The organism is Flammeovirgaceae bacterium SG7u.111 (assembly GCA_034044135.1).
Taxonomy (GTDB): domain Bacteria; phylum Bacteroidota; class Bacteroidia; order Cytophagales; family Flammeovirgaceae.
In genome coordinates this window covers 2,921,005-2,939,241 of the sequence record CP139021.1, presented here as the reverse complement: position 1 = coordinate 2,939,241, position 18,237 = coordinate 2,921,005, and the positions used below count along the sequence as shown (strand labels likewise).

Here is an 18,237-nt window from a genome sequence, read left to right as displayed (position 1 = left end):
AAGAATGTAATTTTTCGGCATAAAAAAACTCTTTCAGGATTCCATCTGACCGATAGAACTCCTGAAAGAGTTTACTTATGTAAGGATATAATTTACAAACTATTTAGTTCGCTGCACTCTCACAGCATTTAAGCCTTTCAGGCCTTGTTCAAGCTCGAACGAAACCACATCACCTTCCCTAATCTCGTCAATAAGCCCATTTACATGAACGAAGAACTTTTCTCTCGAATCTAGTTCTTTTATAAATCCGAAACCTTTTGCAGTATTGAAAAACTCTACCCTTCCTTTCTTAACCGCCTCTTCCTCTTCTTTTACCATTTTAGGAACGCCTACCTCGATATTCTCGGCTTTTATTTTCTTCTTCTTTGTAGGGTCTGGAGGAGTATCTACTATGTTACCATACTCATCCACATAAGCAATCATATCATCCAGTCCTCCTCCTTCTTTGGCATTCGCCCTTCTCTCGTCTCTTTTCTGTTGCTTCTCTTGCTTCTTCTTTTGTCTTTTTTTCTCTTTTTCTTTTTTGCTAAAGGTTTCTTGTGATTTCGCCATTCAATACATTGGTTTTATAAAATAAAATTTTCTGCCTACAATAAGCGGGGGGCAATACATAATTTAGCGGAAGCTAGGCTAGCTAAAACCGACTAATGCCAAACTGTTTTACTATATACAGGATAATACTAGAAGGGTATTTTTACCATTATTGTTCCTCAAAGATACGATAATATATTTGATCGGCTTTTAATATAACCCTACAAATACGAATTTGTGTACTAAATAATGAAAATTTCTTTGTTCACTACCCTAAATGAATGGAGCTGGTTTGCTTTATGAAAGTTTTCGTCCAACAATCTCAAGCAATTGCTTTGTAGCCAATATACCTTCAGTTTCCTCAAGTCTTTTCCCTTCGTATTCTATGCCTACATACCCCTTGTAACCCGCATGTTTTACCATCTTGAGCATTTTATGGTAGTCAATAACAGTTTCTTCTCCAAACTCATCAAAATCATACGACTTTGCACTGACCGCCTTGGCAAATGGCATAAGCTCCTTTATACCCTTGTATTTATCGTAAACTATGTTCTTTTTCCTGTCGATAGTAAAGTTACCAAAGTCGGGAAGAGTGCCGCAGTTTTCCAGGCCCACATCTGTCATTACTTGGGAGAGCCATTTCCCATCCGAACTAGCACCACCGTGGTTCTCTACCAAAATATTGACCCCACTACCTTTGGCATAATCGCAAAGCTCAGCCAAACTTTTCACACTTGCCCCAGCCATTTGCTCTTTCGAACCTTTGCCTCGCAAGTCAACCCTAATAGCATGCCCTCTCAGCTCGCTAGAAGTTTCTACCCACTGATAATGGTTCGCTACAGCAGCCTTCCTTTCCTTTTCATCCGAGCTTGCCAAGTTCCCTGAGCGAGCACACATGATAAGTACGTTTTGCACACCAATATCATCGGTTCGGAGTTTTAGCTCGGCTATTTCAGTTTTGTTTACTTTATTGTCTTTGAAGAAAAAGGAAACATATTCTACGGCGTTGATACCTAGTTCTTTTGCCTTAGATGGGAACTCCAAGTTGGTCATTTCTCTATCTTGTAATGCTCTATGATAGGAATATTGAGCCAAGGAAATATCAAAAAATAGTTCTTTGCTTAATTCTTGTGCACCTAGGTAAACAGGCAATGCGCTAATAAGACCTAAGCCAAGTCCAAATTTGCCTGCCTTTGTGATAAACTCTCTTCGGTCGAGTTGTTGTTCCATTTTGTGATAGTGGTAGTAGCAGTTGTAAAGTATTTAGAAAGTAGAAACAAAAAAATGTTGGAGACTTTAAGTACTGAATAACCAGGAGGGAAAGTACAAAAAACAAGATTTAATTTCTATTTTCAATTTTACAAAAAACGTTCCCGCTATCCAAGAAAAACAACAACCATTCTAAAAAAAATTATACATAGATGCAAGTCATTATGAAACCATTAATTGCTATACTTTTTACTTTAGTTATCACCACTAGTTGCCAGAAAAACATGAAAAATGAAAAAGAGAATGAACAAGAACCTAAGACTGCTTCAGCCTCAAACAATTTTGAGAGAGATTTAGAATTCTTATCCACCCACAAAAAAACACTGTTACTCAAAAGAGGAAATGCCATGCTTGCTGTAGTCCCAGATTACCAAGGGCGGGTGATGACCAGTTCGGCACAAGGAATGGAAGGCATGAGCTTTGGCTGGATCAATTACGAACTGATAGCCTCGGGAAAAACACTTCCGCAAATCAACCCCGTTGGAGGAGAAGAAAGGTTTTGGCTAGGGCCTGAAGGAGGACAATTTGCCATTTTCTTTAAAAACAAAAAAGGTTTTGAAATGAAAGACTGGGTTACCCCTGCCGCCTTAGACACCGAATCATTTGACTTAGTAAGCTCAACCGACAGTACAGCATTTTTCTCCAAGGAAATGAAACTCGAAAATTACTCAGGCTATACCTTCAACATAAAAGCAGAAAGGGCAGTCTCTGTTTTAACTGAAGAGGAAGTAGAAAAACTGATAGGCATTTCGCTTGGGAACGGTTTGGAAAGCATAGGTTATAGAACTGAAAACGAGATAGAAAACACAGGGAAAGAAGCTTGGAAAAAAGAAACAGGCTTGCTCTCCATTTGGCTGCTGGGCATGTTCAACCCAGGAGAAGAAACGACTGTGGTAATCCCTATTAAGCCGACGGACTCAATTCAAAACTTCTTAAAGGATGACTATTTTGGAAAAGTCCCTTCCGATAGGTTGAGCGTTACCGATAAAGCAATCTTCTTTAAAGGCGATGGGGAAATGAGGGGGAAAATTGGTATCCGACCGGAAATAGCTACTCCTTTCTTGGGTAGTTACGACGCTGCAAATAACGTCCTCACCATTATCCATTTTTCCTTAGGAGAAGATACTGATTATGTAAATTCGCTGTGGGAGCTACAAGACGAGCCTTATATGGGCGATGCCGTTAATTCGTATAACGATGGTGCAAATGGAGAGGGGAATATTTTAGGTCCTTTTTATGAAATAGAAAGCTCGTCTCCAGCAAAAGAGCTTGCTGTGGGGGAAAAGCTCAAACACACCCAAGAGACCATTCATATAGTAGGTAGCCCTGTAGAGCTAGATCCGATTGCCAAGGCTGTTTTTGGTGTTGGCATAGAAGAAATCAAGATTCAGGAATAACATTATAAAAATTCAGGGTCGATTTAGGTATAAACCTAAATCGACCCTAATTCTAGTTCCAAATAAGAAATAAAATGGGGACTAGCAGCCCTGAGATAGCTAGCCACGCCCCTCTTCCTGTAATACCTTTTTTACCTCGTACTATGAACAAGCCTGTGATAGAAATGAGGATAAGCGCACCAGCATAGATATCGGAAAAAGCCGTCCACCATCCATTTGGGTTATAATGGAGAAAATTAACCTGATAGAAAACAGGTCGCCTTTTTACAAGCTCAACCACCCCACTTCCCGATCGTTTATTTATAGACACAGTCCCACCTTTCAAAAAGATTTTGAGTACATGAGGGTTAGGGTAATAATGCTTTTTATACGCTCCCTTTACATCTAGTTTCACAAGTAGATCAAGTACTTCCTCCTTATCCAACTTGTTATCCATAGGACTTACCTTTACTTCTTTGTGGGTGATGATATAATTAGGATCCCAGCCATTGAGGTGGTTGAGGGCAATTCCAGAGAGGGCATAGATAACAGTTACCCCAAAGAAAAAGTACCCGATATCTCTGTGGAGAATTCGATTTAGTTTTCGCCAGTTCATGTTTACTAGTATAAAAAAATAGCCGCTATGGCTTCTAAATGTTACTACAGTTCTTTGACCACCACACCTGTGCACTCAAGCGACAGCTTTGAAATATAGCCCGTTTTGCTTTCTGCAATCTGCTTTCTCATCTTGTCCATACTTTTTTTCACTTTCTCCAATTGCTCTTCATCACCAGCATGTTCTTGAATCGCCTCGGCTTCGTGCTTATCTACATATGCCAAATCTATACGCTCTTCTACTACCTTGCCAGTAACCAGCACATCATCGCCCTCCATTTCGCGTTCAAATTTGCGGTTTTCACCAGCTTCTACTTTCAATTGCTTGCCATTTTCACTGCTAATCATGTGCAGGCGTTTTCCACCATGCTTACAAACATGGACAACCGTTCCTTTCAGGGCTATCTCTTTCCCTGCCAGCCCTTCTGGCTTTGCAAAAAACTCATCTACCGACATTGATAGAACTTCTGGCTCGGCATGTTTACTATTTTCTTCTCCACCTTTTTTGGAGTTTTCACATGAAACAAAGAATAATAAAAGGGGGACTAAAAACAGGATGTTTTTCATCTTACAAAAAAATTAAGGTTAAAAAATATCATAGCTCACACATGCTTAAAAGCATCTCCTTTTGCCACTTATCTAACTATTTCTTAATAATCAGCTTGCCATCAGCCAATCTTTTGCCTGCTCGTGCTCACGAAAATATTTGATCACAAACTCACTAGCACGATCTTCTTCCATTGTTTGTTCTATCGATGCCATCACAAAAATATCGGGGCTCACCACAAAGGCTATTTTCCGGATAATGTCGGTATAACGAGGAAAAATATACTCGTCGAGCCATTGCTGCATCTCGGGACGAATGGTATAGACCATGTGCCTCAAATCGACCAACTCTTTATTTGGCCTGTGCTGGTTAGCCAACTCAGCAAACCTATTCATTGTTTCCCTAAAAAGCTGGTCTGATAGCATTTCTGTAGCTGGCAAAAAAACAAATTCAATAGTTTTTGAAGAAGGACATAGCCCTATCTTCACAAACTTGTTTTCATATAAGGTGTTCATAGACAGTATGGGAGTAAATGATCATTTATCACTTTTTGCTAGTTTATTCACCTTATGTAATTGTTTAAATTGGTCACATCAATTAAGTTGAGTGCATTAATTTATAATAGTTAATCAATTTCACCAAATAAATTCTGGACTTGATTCATGCTCTCTCAACTATTTTAACCTGAGAAAAAAAACACTAAAAGCTTAGTGAATTTTCCTGCACTGAAAATTGATGGTTTAATATTAAGTAGTAACTTGATATTAAAACACCACTCAACATCAAAAAATCAGTCTTGGTCACCTTCTTCTTTGAAATGTACCGGAGATTGGGGAATTTGTACATCATTTTAAGACAAAACATACAATCATGAAAATAGAAATATCAAAAATTGGATTCAGGTCATTCTTAAGCTTTCTAGGCTACTCATTCGGCACACTTTTATTTGCTATTTCCGCAAGTGAAGGAGCTGAAGGGATAATCCCTTTTTTTATGGGCTGTTATGCCCTAGGCGGAGGCATGCATTATAATGTAAGGAAATTGATAAACATAAGAGATGAGGTGAAAATACTCCAGCTTATAAAGGAAAATGACGGGCAAGTAACCATCGCCGACTTGATGATAGAGTTGAAATGCTCGGTTAACAAAGCCAAGAAAATATTAGCCATGCTCCAAAAAGAAGGAGTTATCAGCACCGATGTAAATGCGACAGGAGAATTAATCTATACGCTTTCTGGAAATTATTTGGTACAGTAGCTTTTTTAAGCGTTACCCTTAGCAAATGCAGCTCCAAGTTTATCAAAACCTGCATTGCTTGGCGATTGGTACACCCGCAAGCCAAATTCTGGGATAACCGAAAAGATATGATCAAAAATATCTGCTTGTATTTCTTCGTATTCAGCCCAAGCAGTGGTGTTGGTAAAGACATAAATCTCGATGGGCAGACCTTTTTCTTTAGGCTCCAATTGCCTCACCAAAAAGGTCATGTCTTTCCGGATATCTTGCCTATTGTTCAAATAAGCTTTTAAGTAAGCTCGGAACACCCCCACATTTGTTTGTCTTCTACCATTCACTTTCGATGACAAATCAACTTCAAATTTCTTGTTGTACTCGTTCAGCTCATTCTCCTTCCCCATCAAATAAGGCCTGAGCACCACTATCTTACTAAACTTCTCTAGCATTTCATCGTCACAAAATCGGATACTTTCCATGTCGATATAGATCGCTCTTTTAATCCTTCTCCCTCCCGAATCTTGCATGCCCCGCCAGTTTTGGAACGAGTCGGAAATCAACCCATAGGTAGGAACGGTCACGATAGTTTTGTCCCAATTTCTTACTTTTACCGAAATCAAATTGATTTCTTCTACATCGCCATCCGCACCGTACTTGGGAACGGTAATCCAATCTCCAATGGCTACCATCTTGTTGAAGATCAACTGCAAGCCGCCTACCAATCCAAGAATGGTATCTTTAAAAATCAATAACAGCACTGCAGAAAGCGCACCCAAGCTTAGGAACAATGAACCGATATCCCTGTCGAACAACACGCCTATTGCTACCATAAAACCTATAGCGTATACGATGATTTTCATTACTTGGAAAATCGCCTCCATAGGATGATCCTTGGAAATTTCGTAACGCTTATAATAATCGCTTATAGTGGAAATAACACTATTAACAACCATCACTATAATTACCACAAATAAGAGCTCCAAAAATGCGGTAATACCTTTGATAAGTAGCTTTATGGTAATGGTATCGTCTGTAAAATAGTACAGCAGATAAATAGGAAGGAGGTATGAAACCTTTCTAAAAAACCTATGCTTGAGCAATAGGTCATCAAATTTTGTATTTGAGCGCTTTATAACTGGTAACAATACATAGCGCATAATCCGCCAAACTATTCCATAAGCTAAAAAAGAAATGAACAAGAGGATAGAAAGCATGGCAAACTCCCCTACCCAATTTGCTAAAGCTTTATCCATCCCCACATTAACCAAAAAACCTATAAATTCACTCGTTACGCTTCTTATATATTCGTCCATAAATCCAATTAAACCTCAATATTGTAATCTACTGGTTTACAACAAATTAATCTAACTTAGGTAAAGCTGATTTTTCATCGTCCAATACCAACAACCAATCATTTCCAACACCTGAAGATGGAGGAACAAACTCCTTGATTCCTTTGTTTGGAAACTTCCCTATTTTTTTGACTTTCCCATTTTTTGGGTTGTACCACCAGCCCATCACTGAATTCGGCAATTTATGCAAATTTACCATTGCTTTTTGACCCATTCCTAAATAAACCAAATTAAAACTTCCATCGGAACTACCCGCCGCCCTTATGTGGCTCCTTCCTTCAGGGTTGAGTCCATAAATCAGCGACTGATCTGGAACGATTTTATCAAAAGGGCGAGCTTCTAGTATTTTCCTGAGGAAAACCAACTGCGTAGCGCCCGGTCTATCCATCGATTCCCGCCAATCGTACAAGCAAGGGATGGCTATTCCCCCTCCTTTTTTATACATCTGCCAAATGGCATTATTGCCGTAAGTATAGCCGCAAGCTCCCGAAAGGAAATTCCAATAGGCATGCACCCTAACATCGCTATCGTCGAAAAAGCCTTTGGAAAAATGAGATTTATCAACGATCAAACCATCATCATCCAACACCCCTTTGGGTACACGATCCGCAGATTGCTTTCCAAAATCCATAAATTCCCAAAATACCAGCGCGATGTCTTCATAAGCAGGCTCACCTTCTACAAAAGGCTTTCTCGGCTGGAGCAAGCTCAAATGTTCGGCAAATGTATACACATGGTGGAAATGCTGAACATGCCCACTTTGGTACATATTGAAATCGAGCCAAGGTTCATTGTGCAGCCAATAAGCGGAATGAGACATCCCCCTAGGATGAAAACTGATCAAATGCTTTCCATCGTCCCCTTCTTTTAAGCCCTTTGCCATCGCTCTCCAAATTTCCAGTACTTCCATGTTAGCAATGTTCCTATCCCCTCCCAATATCCAAACTATCGGCTTTTGCTTATACCTTTCTCCTAAAAACCGTCCAAAAACTTCAGCATTCTTTTTATTAAAAATGATAGGTCCTTCCCCCAGATTTTCAGAATACACCTTATCGCCCCAAGTAGGCAACAGCCCAACCACAAGTCCTAATTCTTCGGCTTTGTTTATGATAAAATCAACATGTTCAAAGTATTTCTCATTGGGCTTTGTAGGATCTAACTTCTGAAGTGATAAATCGCCGTAAGCATTTGGACTTCGCAATCCGTTGTTCTCAGCCAATACCACGGCTTGAATAACAGAAACTCCTTTTGCCGCCCTGTTTTCCAAGTATTCAACCGCCTCCTCCCTGTTGAGCTTATGGAACAGCTCCCAAGCCGTATCGCCTATCCAAAGAAAGGCTTTACCGTTTTCATCTTCCAAATACCTACCGCTTTCATTTACTTTCAATAGTTGTGCGTTGGAGACCTGCATAATTATGATAGCGAGTATTGAAAAAAAATAGCTTTTCAGTTTCATGTTATTTCCTGATTTCTTTCTTGTTGGACAAATTATAGCCACAAAACTGGAAATACAAATAGCCTTTGTTATTTTGCCCACTTAACCATAAATAGCAACTCAGTATGGCTACGTTTTTACAAACTGAACTTGAAGAAATTGCCAAATATATTACAAAAATGGAGTTGCGGAATGAAACCGTTTCCCAAAAAAGTATTGCTTGGCATCTAGATCATGACCTGCGAGTGATCGTACGTGTGTGTACCGCCCTGACCGACTCAGATCTTTCGGCCTACAGAATAAATTTTTCTTTCATCAGAACCCTGGTTTTTATCCAAAACAAGTTTCCAAGAGGAAAAGCAAGAGCTCCAAAACAAGTGACACCCAAAGATGTAATCACTCAAAATGAACTTGAAACAAGGTTGGCAAAAGCCTATGAACTAGTGGAGAAAGTGGAAACTCTCCAGCCCAATGCAAATTTCAAGCACCATATATTCGGCTTGCTCAACCTAAGGCAAACCAAGAAGTTCTTGAGAATCCATACCCGCCACCACTTGGCTATTGTCCAAGACATAGAAAAGGCTGAAAGTTGACACGTTTCAAGTTCGGCTTATATTTAAGAATGAATATTCCCGAACTTTTATAACTTTGCATGCTAATAGCAATTGGTCCCGTCGTATAATGGATATTATGTGGGTCTCCGGAACCCAAGATCCAGGTTCGACTCCTGGCGAGACCACGTACATTGAACCAAAATGCTAATCCCACTGTCCTTTTATTTTTGGATAGTGGGATTTTTTATTTTCAAACTATTAAATAACAGGCAATGAATCAGTTGGTTATCCTATTTTCGGAGCAAAAATCAAAGCGTAAATTAGTTCGATTGTCAAATCTCACTTTCTTGAGAAAAAGTGAATTTTTATGGTGGAAAGATGTTTTCTGTTTTTATTGAACAGTACGTGTATTACAAAATACAACGCGTTATGAAACCATACAAACCGATCAGTTGCAGTTTTTACGATGTAATTGAACATTATGCCACTTTGAGGCAAAAGGTGGCCATTCGCTTCCGAAGCGAAAAAGGTGCTGAAGAAACTATTGAAACACTAATTTTAGATACAAAAACTACTTCAGAAGGCGAGTTTATGTTGGTGAAGGAAGAACCAAAAGCCCTCCGAATGGATCGGATAATTTCCATTGGCTCAGAAAAACTAGAGGATTTTGGTGAATGTAAAATAGAGGATAGAAAGATAAAGTAAGGACGCATCAGAATACATTTCCGAAATATGGACAAGGTGTTTTTTTTTCAACCTGTCTGCCACAAAACCAAGGGTGCTTGAACTTTAGTTATATACTTAGATAAATTTTACAAGAGGATATAAAAAAACAAGGTGAGCTAAATTAGCTCGCCTTGTAACTACACTTTGATTAGTCATTTTTCAATGAAGATGAAAATATTTTTTTGTTTGGTAAATCTAGGTCAGGTACTTTACTGGGTGAGTACCTTTTTTCTATTAACTGGGTAAAAACATTAATGTAAGATAGCACTCTACCAATTCAGATAAAATGACTATTTTGGCTTATATTTTGCATATTTTGACAATCCAATTTAAATTCATTGAACAATTTCTTTCAATACTTCTCCGATCTTGATAAACGAGGATTAAAGGTCAATACCTGTGGCTATTTTAAAACATTGCCCCACCAATCCTATCCACCCACAAAGCACCCTGATAGGTATATGTTCACCTGGGAAAAAGGAAGAACACTTACCAGTATTCAGCTTATCTATGTTGTCACTGGAAAAGGGGTGTTTGAAAGTGAAGACTCGAAAAAGAAAATATTGCCAGGAGATGTAATCATGCTATTCCCGGGAGAATGGCACCGCTACCACCCCGATCCTGAAACAGGCTGGGAAGAATACTGGATAGGCTTTGAAGGGAGAATGGTAGACGAATTCATTTTACCCGAGCTGTTTACGCAAAAAAAATCTATTGTAAAAAACATAGGTTACCACGACGAAGTCATTTACCTTCTCAACCAAACCCTCGCCCTTGCCAAAAAAAAGTCATCCTTTGCCAAAATCCTCACGGGAATTGTTTTCCAACTCATTGCCTACCTCACAGAACCCATTGAACATGCGGTTGCTGGGAATAAAAGTGAATACATTGCAGAAGAAACCATCAATTTCATCCGGCTTAATGTGAAGGCAGAGATTGACTTCAAGGAGCTTTCGTCCAAGTTTGGGGTGAGTTACAGTTATTTTAGGAAAATGTTCAAAGAGGAAACGGGAGTAGCTCCTCAGCAATTTCTGATAGATGAGCGACTCAGACTTGCCGAAAGGTTGCTCAACTCCACCAAAATGACCATTGAGGAAATTTCTGATCGCTCTGGCTTCCAATCCGTTTACTACTTCTCCCGTTTGTTCAAAAAGAAGCGAGGAATTGCTCCGAGCGAAATGAGGAAGTAAGTGGAAAACATTAAAAAGTAAATGCTACTTTTAGTACAGAAATGATTTGACCGAACCTACACGTATACTAAATGATCATCACTAAAAAAGTACGAATTACGCGCATAATTGCTGGAACTTGGAAAAACTTCCTCTTCATATTCGCCACCTGTGTCTTATCCTACTTTTTCAATGAATATGTACTAAAGCTCCATATTGTTTTTCCAGGAATAATCCCCACTATTTTGGGTACTGCCCTGGCATTTTTCATAGGTTTCAATAACAATCAGGCTTACGATCGCTGGTGGGAATCACGTAAAATATGGGGAGGCCTAGTTAACGATTCGAGGACTTGGGCCAGACAAATTATCCAGTTCACTACCGAAAACGATGTGGTATCCAAAAATGAATTAGATGAACTAAGAAAAGGTGCTGTGCTTAGGCATTTAGCATTTCTTTATGCGCTCAAGGAAAAATTGAGAAGCTCTCAAGACAACTATTACCGAAAATTTTTGAAAGAGACAGAAATTGAAAGAATTGAAAAAGAATCAAATAAACATAATGCAATTCTTACGCTTCAATCTGAAAAACTAGATGAGATCTACAGCAAAAAGCTAATAGATGGATTTCAGTTTTTGGAGCTCAATAAAATACTCATTGCCTTCTGTGATGGAATGGGCAAATCCGAGCGAATCAAAGGAACAGTATTCCCCACTACATATCAGTATTACAGTTCTCTATTTACTTGGCTATTTATAATAAGCGTAACTATAGTGACTTCAAATACAATAGGACCTTGGGGCATTTTGTTTGGGCAGACTATAGGATATGTCTTTGTTACTATCTCGGCTATAGGCAGAGCATTGCTAAACCCGTTTGACCCTACCCCTTCTGGCATAGCTCTAGACCAGATAACTCGTACTATTGAAATTAACTTATTGGAAACAATTGGGGAAAAAGAAATACCACAACCAGTAGCTAGTATAGATAACGAATATATAATGTAACCCAGAGAGTGGGGCTTATTGTCCTAGCTGAGTCACATTATATCCTTTTCCTTCTAGCATAGACAAGATGCCTACCTTTCCATGCAAGTGCAGCGTACCTACCAATACATATTCAACCTCATCGCTTTCTAAGTACGATTCCAACTTAGGAATCCAAGCACTGTTCCTGTCCAGCAACAGTGTTTTATAAAGTTGAGGATACATTTTCTCCATATCGTTTATCTGAGCTATCATTGATTTTTCTTTCCCAGTTTTCCAGCTATCTATCATTTTTAGGAGTTCTTTCTCCATCTTGTCTAGCTCTTTGAGCGAGTATTTAACATAACCGTCTTCGTAGCCTTCTCCCATGCTGAGCAGCATATCCAACTGTTGGTCTACCGTTTCGAGGTAGTCCAAAGACTTTCCTTCTTCTTTGGCTTTCTTAAAATAATGCATGTCCACACCTTCGCTCGTAAGCCCAAGGCTCTTCATTTGCATAACCGACATGGTGAGCACCACCATAGAAGGCTTGAGTTTTTGCAAGTTGGCAAAAGGCAATTGCAACTTGGTACAAGCAACTTCCAAATCATTATACACCTTTTCGCTCAACACCGATTTCAGTGTTCGCTTATCGGTATACATCGCCTTTGCCATCATCGCTTGCCCTACCCTCGGATCATTCAACTTATCCATATCTGTCTCAAAAATCAGCGTTTCTGCTTTAGCATACGCTACATCGAACTCGGTAGGCAAAGGGAAATCTTCTGCCCTTAGGATGTGAACTGTTCCGCCTATATACATCACTTTCCCCTCCTTTTCTACCTTCCAAACAGAAGTTTGCGCCACAGAAGCATTAGGTATCAGGTTTACAAACATCAAAAGAAGCAATAATTTTTTCATGTCACATTGTTAAAATTCCGTGTAGCTATTTGGATAGCAACAAACTCAAGTAGCTCATTGCATATCCTAGTCGCTTTTTATCTTAAATCATTATCAAGTTCAAACTCCGCAAGTGGGGTGTATTTCACTCCACCATGTATCTGCTCCGACTCCCATAGGGTCAACCTGCCTACAGGGAAAAGTGGAAGGTTGGCGATGTAGGTTAGGTTAAAATCAGAAGGATTGAGCTCTGCATTGATTCTGCCCAAGGTGATGTGGGGAACAATCTCACGAGAGGGAGGCTCGCCAAGCAACTCTTCGTGCAAGCTGTTGGTCAGCTCAATAAAGTTGGAAAGGATACCATATCTTGCCCAAACCAACTCAGTAACACCCTCTTTTTCTACTACTTCTAGTCCTTCATATTCTAAGGTAAACATCTTGTGCTGGCTCGCTATCTTCTCCAGCTTTTCTTTCACTTCTTCCTCTTCGGTAGTATGCCCAATGTAGCACAAAGTCATGTGAAAGTTTTCTTGAGGAACCCATCTCACATCGTTGAGCTGTCTGTGCCTAAGCTTAAATGTGCTCAAAATATTTTCAGTGTCATGTTCAATTGCCACACCTACAAAAAGCTTTTTCATGTGTTAAGTCTTTAAATGTTCGTTTCAGTTAAATTGGATTTCAGCCAAATCTAAGCATAACCTTATTAGCAAGAAACTCTGAAGTTTAAACATGTTCTAACAAAGGCTACTTAGCGACCTAAATATGCCATAATTTTCAAAAAAAACTATTGGTCTTGAGGATTTTCCTAACTAACCGCACAAGCCGCTTTACAACTGTAAGGCTTTTGTAGGCTCTTTGCGAGCAGCTTTTATGGTATGGAAGCTAATAGTAGTTGCGGTGGTGAGAAAAGCGATAAGCCCTGTTACAAGATAGACTTCAAAATCGAGAGAGGTGTGGAAAGGGAAACTTTCGAGCCAGCTCTGCAATACAAAATAGGAAATAGGCCAAGAAATAAACAATGCCAAGGTAACTAACAAGAAGAACTCTTTGGAAAGAAGTATAATGATATCCCAGTTGGTAGTGCCAATAGCTTTGCGGATGGCAATTTCCTTCCTCCGCATATTCACCACAAATGAAGACAAGCCAAACAGCCCCAAACAAGCGATAATGATGGCCACGATGGCAAAATATGCCGTTATCCGTCCCATAGTCAGCTCTTTCGTGTACATTTTCCCAAGCTTATTATCTAGGAAAAAATACTCGAACGAGCGTTTGGGCAAATGCTGCCGCCATACGTAATTGATATGTGCCAGAGCCTCCTTTTGGCTGCTTTCTTCTACTTTTACAGCAATGTATTTGGTAAAGAAAATCTTGAATTTGCTACTGGCCAAATCCAACACTAGGGGAGCAACTTCATTGTGCAAAGATTCAAAGTTAAAATCCTCAACTACTCCAATAACCCGTTCATTACCAGATCGAGAATGCAGCACTTTCCCTATGGCATCTTCGGGAGATTCCCAGCCCATAAACTCCACTAACTTCCTATTCACTATCACCGCATAATAATCGTCATTTCTCGTATCTACAGAAAAAGACCTACCTGCAAGCAGCTTTATTTCAAAGGTTTCGAGAAAATCTTGCCGCACTATGAGTGAAGAGAAAAACATCCAATCATCTTCGCAATCACATTCTTCTGGAAGGTATTCATTCGTTCTGTGCCCACTTCCCAGCACCTCTTCCATTGCCGTCACCGAGATGATATGCGGAGATTCCAACAACATTTCTTTTAAGCTGTCGTACTGAAATTTTATATTATTATTAGCTGGAAGGATAACGATATTTTCCTTATTGAAGCCCAACGAAGCGCTCCGTAAGAATAGAAACTGCTTGAAACTCACCAAAGTAGTTACTAATAAAAATACAGTAATCACAAACTGAATAACGACCAAAATCCCTCTAAACCTCTTGCTCTTGATTCCTGGCAAAATAGAACCCATGAGCACTTCGGCAGGATGATAGCGAGAAAGATAGTAAGCTGGCACAAGGCTAGAAAGTGCCCCAATTATAAAACCAGAACCCAGCACCGTTGAGATCATCAAGGTCTTATTAATACGGGTAAAATCTAAGGGCGTGCCCGTTAACCTACCAAGCTGCGGAAGGGAAGTTTCCACTATCACAAAAGCCAGCACCACAGCAATGATACTGATGAACAGAAATTCAACAAAAAACTGCTGTAAAATTTCTAATCGAGTTGCGCCAATGGCTTGCCTTATCCCAATTTCTCTCGCCCTCAGTGCCGATTTAGCCGAAGAAAGGTTCGTGAAATTAATAGTCGCAATGATCAAGATAAGCAACGCAATGATGGCAAAAATATAGACATAACTCACATCTCCATTTACGTTCAGCTCATTATCCAAGTCCGAATACAAATGGATTTCCTTTAGAGGCTGGAGGTAAATATCGACGTATTCCTTGAACGAGGGAGGGAAAAACTTATCAACCATCTCGTTCATCATATATTCTAAGTCCTCTGGCGATTTGTCTTCGGCCAAGACCATGTACGTCCAACAAGGATCCCAGTTCCAGTTGTCTTCTACAATGTCTTCGTCTACTAGCTCAGAAAGGCTAGAAAGGGGGGAAATAAAATCAAACTCAAAATGAGAAGCATAATCTCGAGGGGCAAACACGCCTGTTACGGTTAGGTATATGCGTTCTTCGTAGCGAATCCTTTTCCCAACTGGGTTTTCTTCTCCAAAGTAGCGCTTGGCTGCCTCATCGCTCAAAATCACGCTTAGGGGCTGAATCAGTACCGAATCTGGGCTACCTTCGGCCAGTGGGTAGTCAAATACATCGAAAAACGATTCATCTACAAAGTAAAACTTGTCCTCGTTAAATTGCTTTTTCCCATGCTGCACCGAGTGGTAGGGAATCTGGAAATTAAAAACCCGAACGACTTCTTCCACATAGAAAGGATACTCACGGGCAAGCGTAGTTCCAAATGGAAAAGGCAATGTGGCAGAGCGCTCCCCCACCCCTTCTTTTTCTATGTACTTGGTAGCCCTAAAAATCCTGCTCGACTTTGAGTGAATAACATCGTAACTTATTTCGTGCCTGATAATTAGTAACAACAAGGTAAAAAAAGCAATGCCCACAGATAACCCCAAGATATTCACAATGGAATATACCTTGTATTTATAAATATTTCGGAACGCTATTTTCAGGTAATTCTTAAGCAATGGAGGGTCTGTTAGTTGTCTAAAAAATGCTATTCTGAAAATTGTTTATTGGTAATTTTATTAAGGTTTTCGGAAACCAATTTTCCATCAAACAAATGAACGACCCGTTGGCTATATTCCGAAGCATTTTGCGAATGGGTCACCATAATCACTGTCGTCCCCATTTCATTCAATTTCACCAACATTTCCATCACTTCTTGCCCCCTGGCCGAATCCAAATTACCCGTGGGCTCATCGGCAAGGATCAGCTTTGGTTGGGCTACAACAGCCCGAGCCACCGCTACGCGCTGCTGCTGTCCGCCAGAGATTTGAGTAGGGAAATAATTGCGTTTATGAGCTATTTGAAGCTTTTCCATCAGCTCCATTACCTTCTCTCTTCTTTCCTGCTGAGGAACTTTGAGGTAAATAAGAGGAAGTTCTATATTTTCGTAAATAGTTAATTCTTCTATCAAATTAAAATTTTGGAACACGAAGCCAATGTTGTGCCTACGCAAATATGCCCGCTTCGTGCTCGAAGCTTTAGAAACTTCCTCACCCATAAAAAAAATCTGACCACTACTCGGCACATCCAACAAGCCCAAGATATTGAGCAAGGACGACTTACCACAGCCCGAGGGTCCCATTATACTGATAAATTCGCCTTCGTTGATATTGAGGTTGATGTTTTCTAATGCCAGCGTCTCTATGTCGAAATTTGAATATACCTTATCTACATTTAATGTTTGGATGATCATTCCTATCTGTTAAAATATCCTTGCTAAATCCTACGTGCCATAGCTAGTAATCGAGATCTCATTCTACACACCTCTCACACTCTAAGAGCTTGGTTTTCAATAAAAATGCCATCCTTCACAAAGAATTATGGATCAAGTCTTTATTCAAAAATAAAGTATGGCAAAATTGTCCGTTTTCGATCAAATATGCAAGCCAAAGTACAAATCCGTACACAATGTATAGCATTATTACCAAATTAACTATTCATTTTGTTCTGTTAGAAACGTGAGTACAGAATTCTAAATAACCGAGTTTTTTTAATTGTACTTATTCTCCCTTTTTTCAAGAATTGCTTACAATTCCTGGTTACTGACGGTCCGCCGCTGCGGTTGCTAGTTTCTGGTTTTAACTAATGTAGTTTTGATCTTACAACTAACTTGCTAAAATAACACGGCGTACCTTGTTTCTATATTTAAAAGAAAATTTTTCCCTTTAAGCTAGTAACCGGCAACTAGAACGCATTAACCTCCCCAATCATAGTAAATTAGATACGAATAGCCAGCAAAGCACTAAAAATCAGTTTACAATGTACTAACTTAACTACTTGCCAGCCATCCTTCAATGCAATTTGAAGAGCGGTGTTTTTTCTGTTTATATCGCTAAATTCCTAATTTGTAGGGTTAACATTTCTCACCCAAAATTGTTGGGAAAGTTCAGGTAGATGTGTTTTTGAGTTCCCCCTAATTTTTGATATAATGCATATAAATTCATTTGGTCAGACAGCCAAAAACTAACAATGTTTTACTTTGATTTACCTCTCAGCATGAAAAAGCTACTCATATTCTCTTTCATTCTCTTGTTATTTGCTTTCCATACACCCTATTCCACCAACAGTTCCATAAGTATATTGGTGGTAACAGGTGGGCAGGAATTTGAAAAAGAACCTTTCTTTGCCATGTTTGACGGTTTTCAGAGCATCAAATACGAAACGGTCGTCCAGCCTAAGGCCAACAGTCTCTGGGGCTCAAAAAAAATAAAAGACTACGATGCCATAGTGTTCTATGACCTTTCACCCAAAATAGAAAACCAGTACAAAAAAGACTTTATCAAAATGCTCAAAAAGGGTAAGGGTGTGGTCTTTTTGCACCAGTCGCTCCAATCTTACCAAAACTGGGGAGATTATAAGTTTTTGATAGGCGGAAAATACCACAAAGAGCCATTTTTCCAATTTGGCAAAGAGGTAAAGTCCATTACCAAGCCCAATATGAAATATAAGGTTCAGATAGTAAACCCAAGCCACCCTATCACCAGCGGCATGGAAGCCTTCGAAATGGAAGGCGAAATGTATGGCGGTTGCGAGATCTTACCCAATGTAACCCCGCTCTTGCTCACCATGCACCCCGAAAGCATGCACTACCTAGGCTGGACCCACGAGTTTGGGAAATCGAAAATCGTATACCTCCAACCAGGCAAAGACACCTCTGTATTCAATAATCCCAACTACAAGAAAATATTGGAACAAGCTATTGAATGGACTGCTAGCGGTAATTAAAACTTCAACTATCCAAAAGCTAGAAATGGCACAGAAACCTCATCTATTTCTGCGCCATTTTCA

18 protein-coding genes and 1 tRNA gene are annotated in these 18,237 nt (G+C 39.6%); 8 read left to right on the top strand and 11 right to left on the bottom strand.

Features of this window, described 5'->3' with window-relative positions; genetic code table 11:
* Nucleotides 1-99 precede the first annotated feature (99 nt).
* Both R9C00_11355 and R9C00_11350 read right to left on the bottom strand, forming a co-directional pair.
* Entirely contained in the window at nt 100-552 is a 453-nt protein-coding gene (locus R9C00_11355; protein ID WPO38048.1) for a cold shock domain-containing protein, read from the bottom strand.
* Nucleotides 553-828: 276 nt separating this feature from the next.
* Entirely contained in the window at nt 829-1,761 is a 933-nt protein-coding gene (locus R9C00_11350; GenBank protein WPO38047.1) for a sugar phosphate isomerase/epimerase family protein, read from the bottom strand.
* A 263-nt stretch (nt 1,762-2,024) separates the two neighbouring features.
* On the opposite strand from R9C00_11350, the gene R9C00_11345 reads away from it, so the two are divergent.
* On the top strand, nt 2,025-3,197 hold the full coding sequence (locus tag R9C00_11345; protein WPO38046.1) for a DUF6786 family protein: 1,173 nt from the start codon (nt 2,025-2,027) through the stop codon (nt 3,195-3,197).
* Nucleotides 3,198-3,249: 52 nt separating this feature from the next.
* On the opposite strand, the gene R9C00_11340 is transcribed toward R9C00_11345, so the two are convergent.
* The 3 genes from R9C00_11340 to R9C00_11330 form a co-directional block, all read right to left on the bottom strand.
* Entirely contained in the window at nt 3,250-3,792 is a 543-nt protein-coding gene (locus tag R9C00_11340) for a peptidase (GenBank protein ID WPO38045.1), read from the bottom strand.
* Between the two features lie 44 nt (nt 3,793-3,836).
* Entirely contained in the window at nt 3,837-4,358 is a 522-nt protein-coding gene (locus tag R9C00_11335) for a hypothetical protein (protein WPO38044.1), read from the bottom strand.
* A gap of 90 nt (nt 4,359-4,448) precedes the next feature.
* Nucleotides 4,449-4,853 (bottom strand): STAS/SEC14 domain-containing protein, encoded by a 405-nt coding sequence (locus tag R9C00_11330; GenBank protein WPO38043.1) that lies wholly within the window; start codon nt 4,851-4,853, stop codon nt 4,449-4,451.
* Nucleotides 4,854-5,208: 355 nt separating this feature from the next.
* Between R9C00_11330 and R9C00_11325 the strand changes: the two genes are divergently transcribed.
* Nucleotides 5,209-5,595 (top strand): hypothetical protein, encoded by a 387-nt coding sequence (locus R9C00_11325; protein WPO38042.1) that lies wholly within the window; start codon nt 5,209-5,211, stop codon nt 5,593-5,595.
* Nucleotides 5,596-5,600: 5 nt separating this feature from the next.
* On the opposite strand, the gene R9C00_11320 is transcribed toward R9C00_11325, so the two are convergent.
* Complete coding sequence (locus R9C00_11320; protein WPO38041.1) at nt 5,601-6,884, bottom strand: mechanosensitive ion channel; 1,284 nt, start codon at nt 6,882-6,884, stop codon at nt 5,601-5,603.
* 46 nt (nt 6,885-6,930) lie between these two features.
* On the bottom strand, nt 6,931-8,379 hold the full coding sequence (locus R9C00_11315) for a glycoside hydrolase family 140 protein (protein WPO38040.1): 1,449 nt from the start codon (nt 8,377-8,379) through the stop codon (nt 6,931-6,933).
* 104 nt (nt 8,380-8,483) lie between these two features.
* On the opposite strand from R9C00_11315, the gene R9C00_11310 reads away from it, so the two are divergent.
* The 5 genes from R9C00_11310 (at nt 8,484) to R9C00_11290 (ending at nt 11,814) form a co-directional block, all read left to right on the top strand.
* Nucleotides 8,484-8,951, top strand: coding sequence for a hypothetical protein (locus tag R9C00_11310; GenBank protein ID WPO38039.1), 468 nt, complete (start codon nt 8,484-8,486; stop codon nt 8,949-8,951).
* A 74-nt stretch (nt 8,952-9,025) separates the two neighbouring features.
* Nucleotides 9,026-9,097: transfer RNA gene (locus tag R9C00_11305), tRNA-Arg, on the top strand.
* A 244-nt stretch (nt 9,098-9,341) separates the two neighbouring features.
* Nucleotides 9,342-9,617 (top strand): hypothetical protein, encoded by a 276-nt coding sequence (locus R9C00_11300; protein ID WPO38038.1) that lies wholly within the window; start codon nt 9,342-9,344, stop codon nt 9,615-9,617.
* A 482-nt stretch (nt 9,618-10,099) separates the two neighbouring features.
* Complete coding sequence (locus R9C00_11295; protein ID WPO38037.1) at nt 10,100-10,828, top strand: AraC family transcriptional regulator; 729 nt, start codon at nt 10,100-10,102, stop codon at nt 10,826-10,828.
* 71 nt (nt 10,829-10,899) lie between these two features.
* Nucleotides 10,900-11,814, top strand: coding sequence for a bestrophin family ion channel (locus tag R9C00_11290; protein WPO38036.1), 915 nt, complete (start codon nt 10,900-10,902; stop codon nt 11,812-11,814).
* 15 nt (nt 11,815-11,829) lie between these two features.
* On the opposite strand, the gene R9C00_11285 is transcribed toward R9C00_11290, so the two are convergent.
* From R9C00_11285 to R9C00_11270, 4 genes are all read right to left on the bottom strand, one after another.
* Nucleotides 11,830-12,693: a TraB/GumN family protein gene (locus R9C00_11285; GenBank protein WPO38035.1), complete on the bottom strand. Its 864-nt coding sequence runs from the start codon at nt 12,691-12,693 to the stop codon at nt 11,830-11,832.
* Between the two features lie 77 nt (nt 12,694-12,770).
* Nucleotides 12,771-13,310, bottom strand: a complete 540-nt coding sequence (thpR, locus tag R9C00_11280; GenBank protein ID WPO38034.1) for an RNA 2',3'-cyclic phosphodiesterase — start codon at nt 13,308-13,310, stop codon at nt 12,771-12,773.
* Nucleotides 13,311-13,499: 189 nt separating this feature from the next.
* Entirely contained in the window at nt 13,500-15,908 is a 2,409-nt protein-coding gene (locus tag R9C00_11275) for an FtsX-like permease family protein (protein ID WPO38033.1), read from the bottom strand.
* Nucleotides 15,909-15,937: 29 nt separating this feature from the next.
* A complete protein-coding gene (locus R9C00_11270; GenBank protein WPO38032.1) occupies nt 15,938-16,642 on the bottom strand; it encodes an ABC transporter ATP-binding protein in 705 nt (234 codons plus the stop codon).
* A gap of 803 nt (nt 16,643-17,445) precedes the next feature.
* Here R9C00_11270 and R9C00_11265 point away from each other — a divergent pair.
* On the top strand, nt 17,446-18,174 hold the full coding sequence (locus tag R9C00_11265) for a ThuA domain-containing protein (GenBank protein ID WPO38031.1): 729 nt from the start codon (nt 17,446-17,448) through the stop codon (nt 18,172-18,174).
* Nucleotides 18,175-18,237: the final 63 nt, after the last annotated feature.

Excerpts from the sequence above, each read along its gene's own strand:
- R9C00_11340 (WPO38045.1), bottom strand. The coding sequence starts at position 3,792 with ATGAACTGGCGAAAACTAAATCGAATTCTCCACAGAGATATCGGGTAC.
- R9C00_11295 (WPO38037.1), top strand. The coding sequence starts at position 10,100 with ATGTTCACCTGGGAAAAAGGAAGAACACTTACCAGTATTCAGCTTATC.
- R9C00_11325 (WPO38042.1), top strand. The coding sequence starts at position 5,209 with ATGAAAATAGAAATATCAAAAATTGGATTCAGGTCATTCTTAAGCTTT.
- R9C00_11310 (WPO38039.1), top strand. The coding sequence starts at position 8,484 with ATGGCTACGTTTTTACAAACTGAACTTGAAGAAATTGCCAAATATATT.
- R9C00_11335 (WPO38044.1), bottom strand. The coding sequence starts at position 4,358 with ATGAAAAACATCCTGTTTTTAGTCCCCCTTTTATTATTCTTTGTTTCA.
- R9C00_11300 (WPO38038.1), top strand. The coding sequence starts at position 9,342 with ATGAAACCATACAAACCGATCAGTTGCAGTTTTTACGATGTAATTGAA.
- R9C00_11355 (WPO38048.1), bottom strand. The coding sequence starts at position 552 with ATGGCGAAATCACAAGAAACCTTTAGCAAAAAAGAAAAAGAGAAAAAA.
- R9C00_11270 (WPO38032.1), bottom strand. The coding sequence starts at position 16,642 with ATGATCATCCAAACATTAAATGTAGATAAGGTATATTCAAATTTCGAC.
- R9C00_11320 (WPO38041.1), bottom strand. The coding sequence starts at position 6,884 with ATGGACGAATATATAAGAAGCGTAACGAGTGAATTTATAGGTTTTTTG.
- R9C00_11330 (WPO38043.1), bottom strand. The coding sequence starts at position 4,853 with ATGAACACCTTATATGAAAACAAGTTTGTGAAGATAGGGCTATGTCCT.
- R9C00_11350 (WPO38047.1), bottom strand. The coding sequence starts at position 1,761 with ATGGAACAACAACTCGACCGAAGAGAGTTTATCACAAAGGCAGGCAAA.
- thpR (WPO38034.1), bottom strand. The coding sequence starts at position 13,310 with ATGAAAAAGCTTTTTGTAGGTGTGGCAATTGAACATGACACTGAAAAT.
- R9C00_11315 (WPO38040.1), bottom strand. The coding sequence starts at position 8,379 with ATGAAACTGAAAAGCTATTTTTTTTCAATACTCGCTATCATAATTATG.
- R9C00_11290 (WPO38036.1), top strand. The coding sequence starts at position 10,900 with ATGATCATCACTAAAAAAGTACGAATTACGCGCATAATTGCTGGAACT.
- R9C00_11285 (WPO38035.1), bottom strand. The coding sequence starts at position 12,693 with ATGAAAAAATTATTGCTTCTTTTGATGTTTGTAAACCTGATACCTAAT.
- R9C00_11265 (WPO38031.1), top strand. The coding sequence starts at position 17,446 with ATGAAAAAGCTACTCATATTCTCTTTCATTCTCTTGTTATTTGCTTTC.
- R9C00_11345 (WPO38046.1), top strand. The coding sequence starts at position 2,025 with ATGAAAAATGAAAAAGAGAATGAACAAGAACCTAAGACTGCTTCAGCC.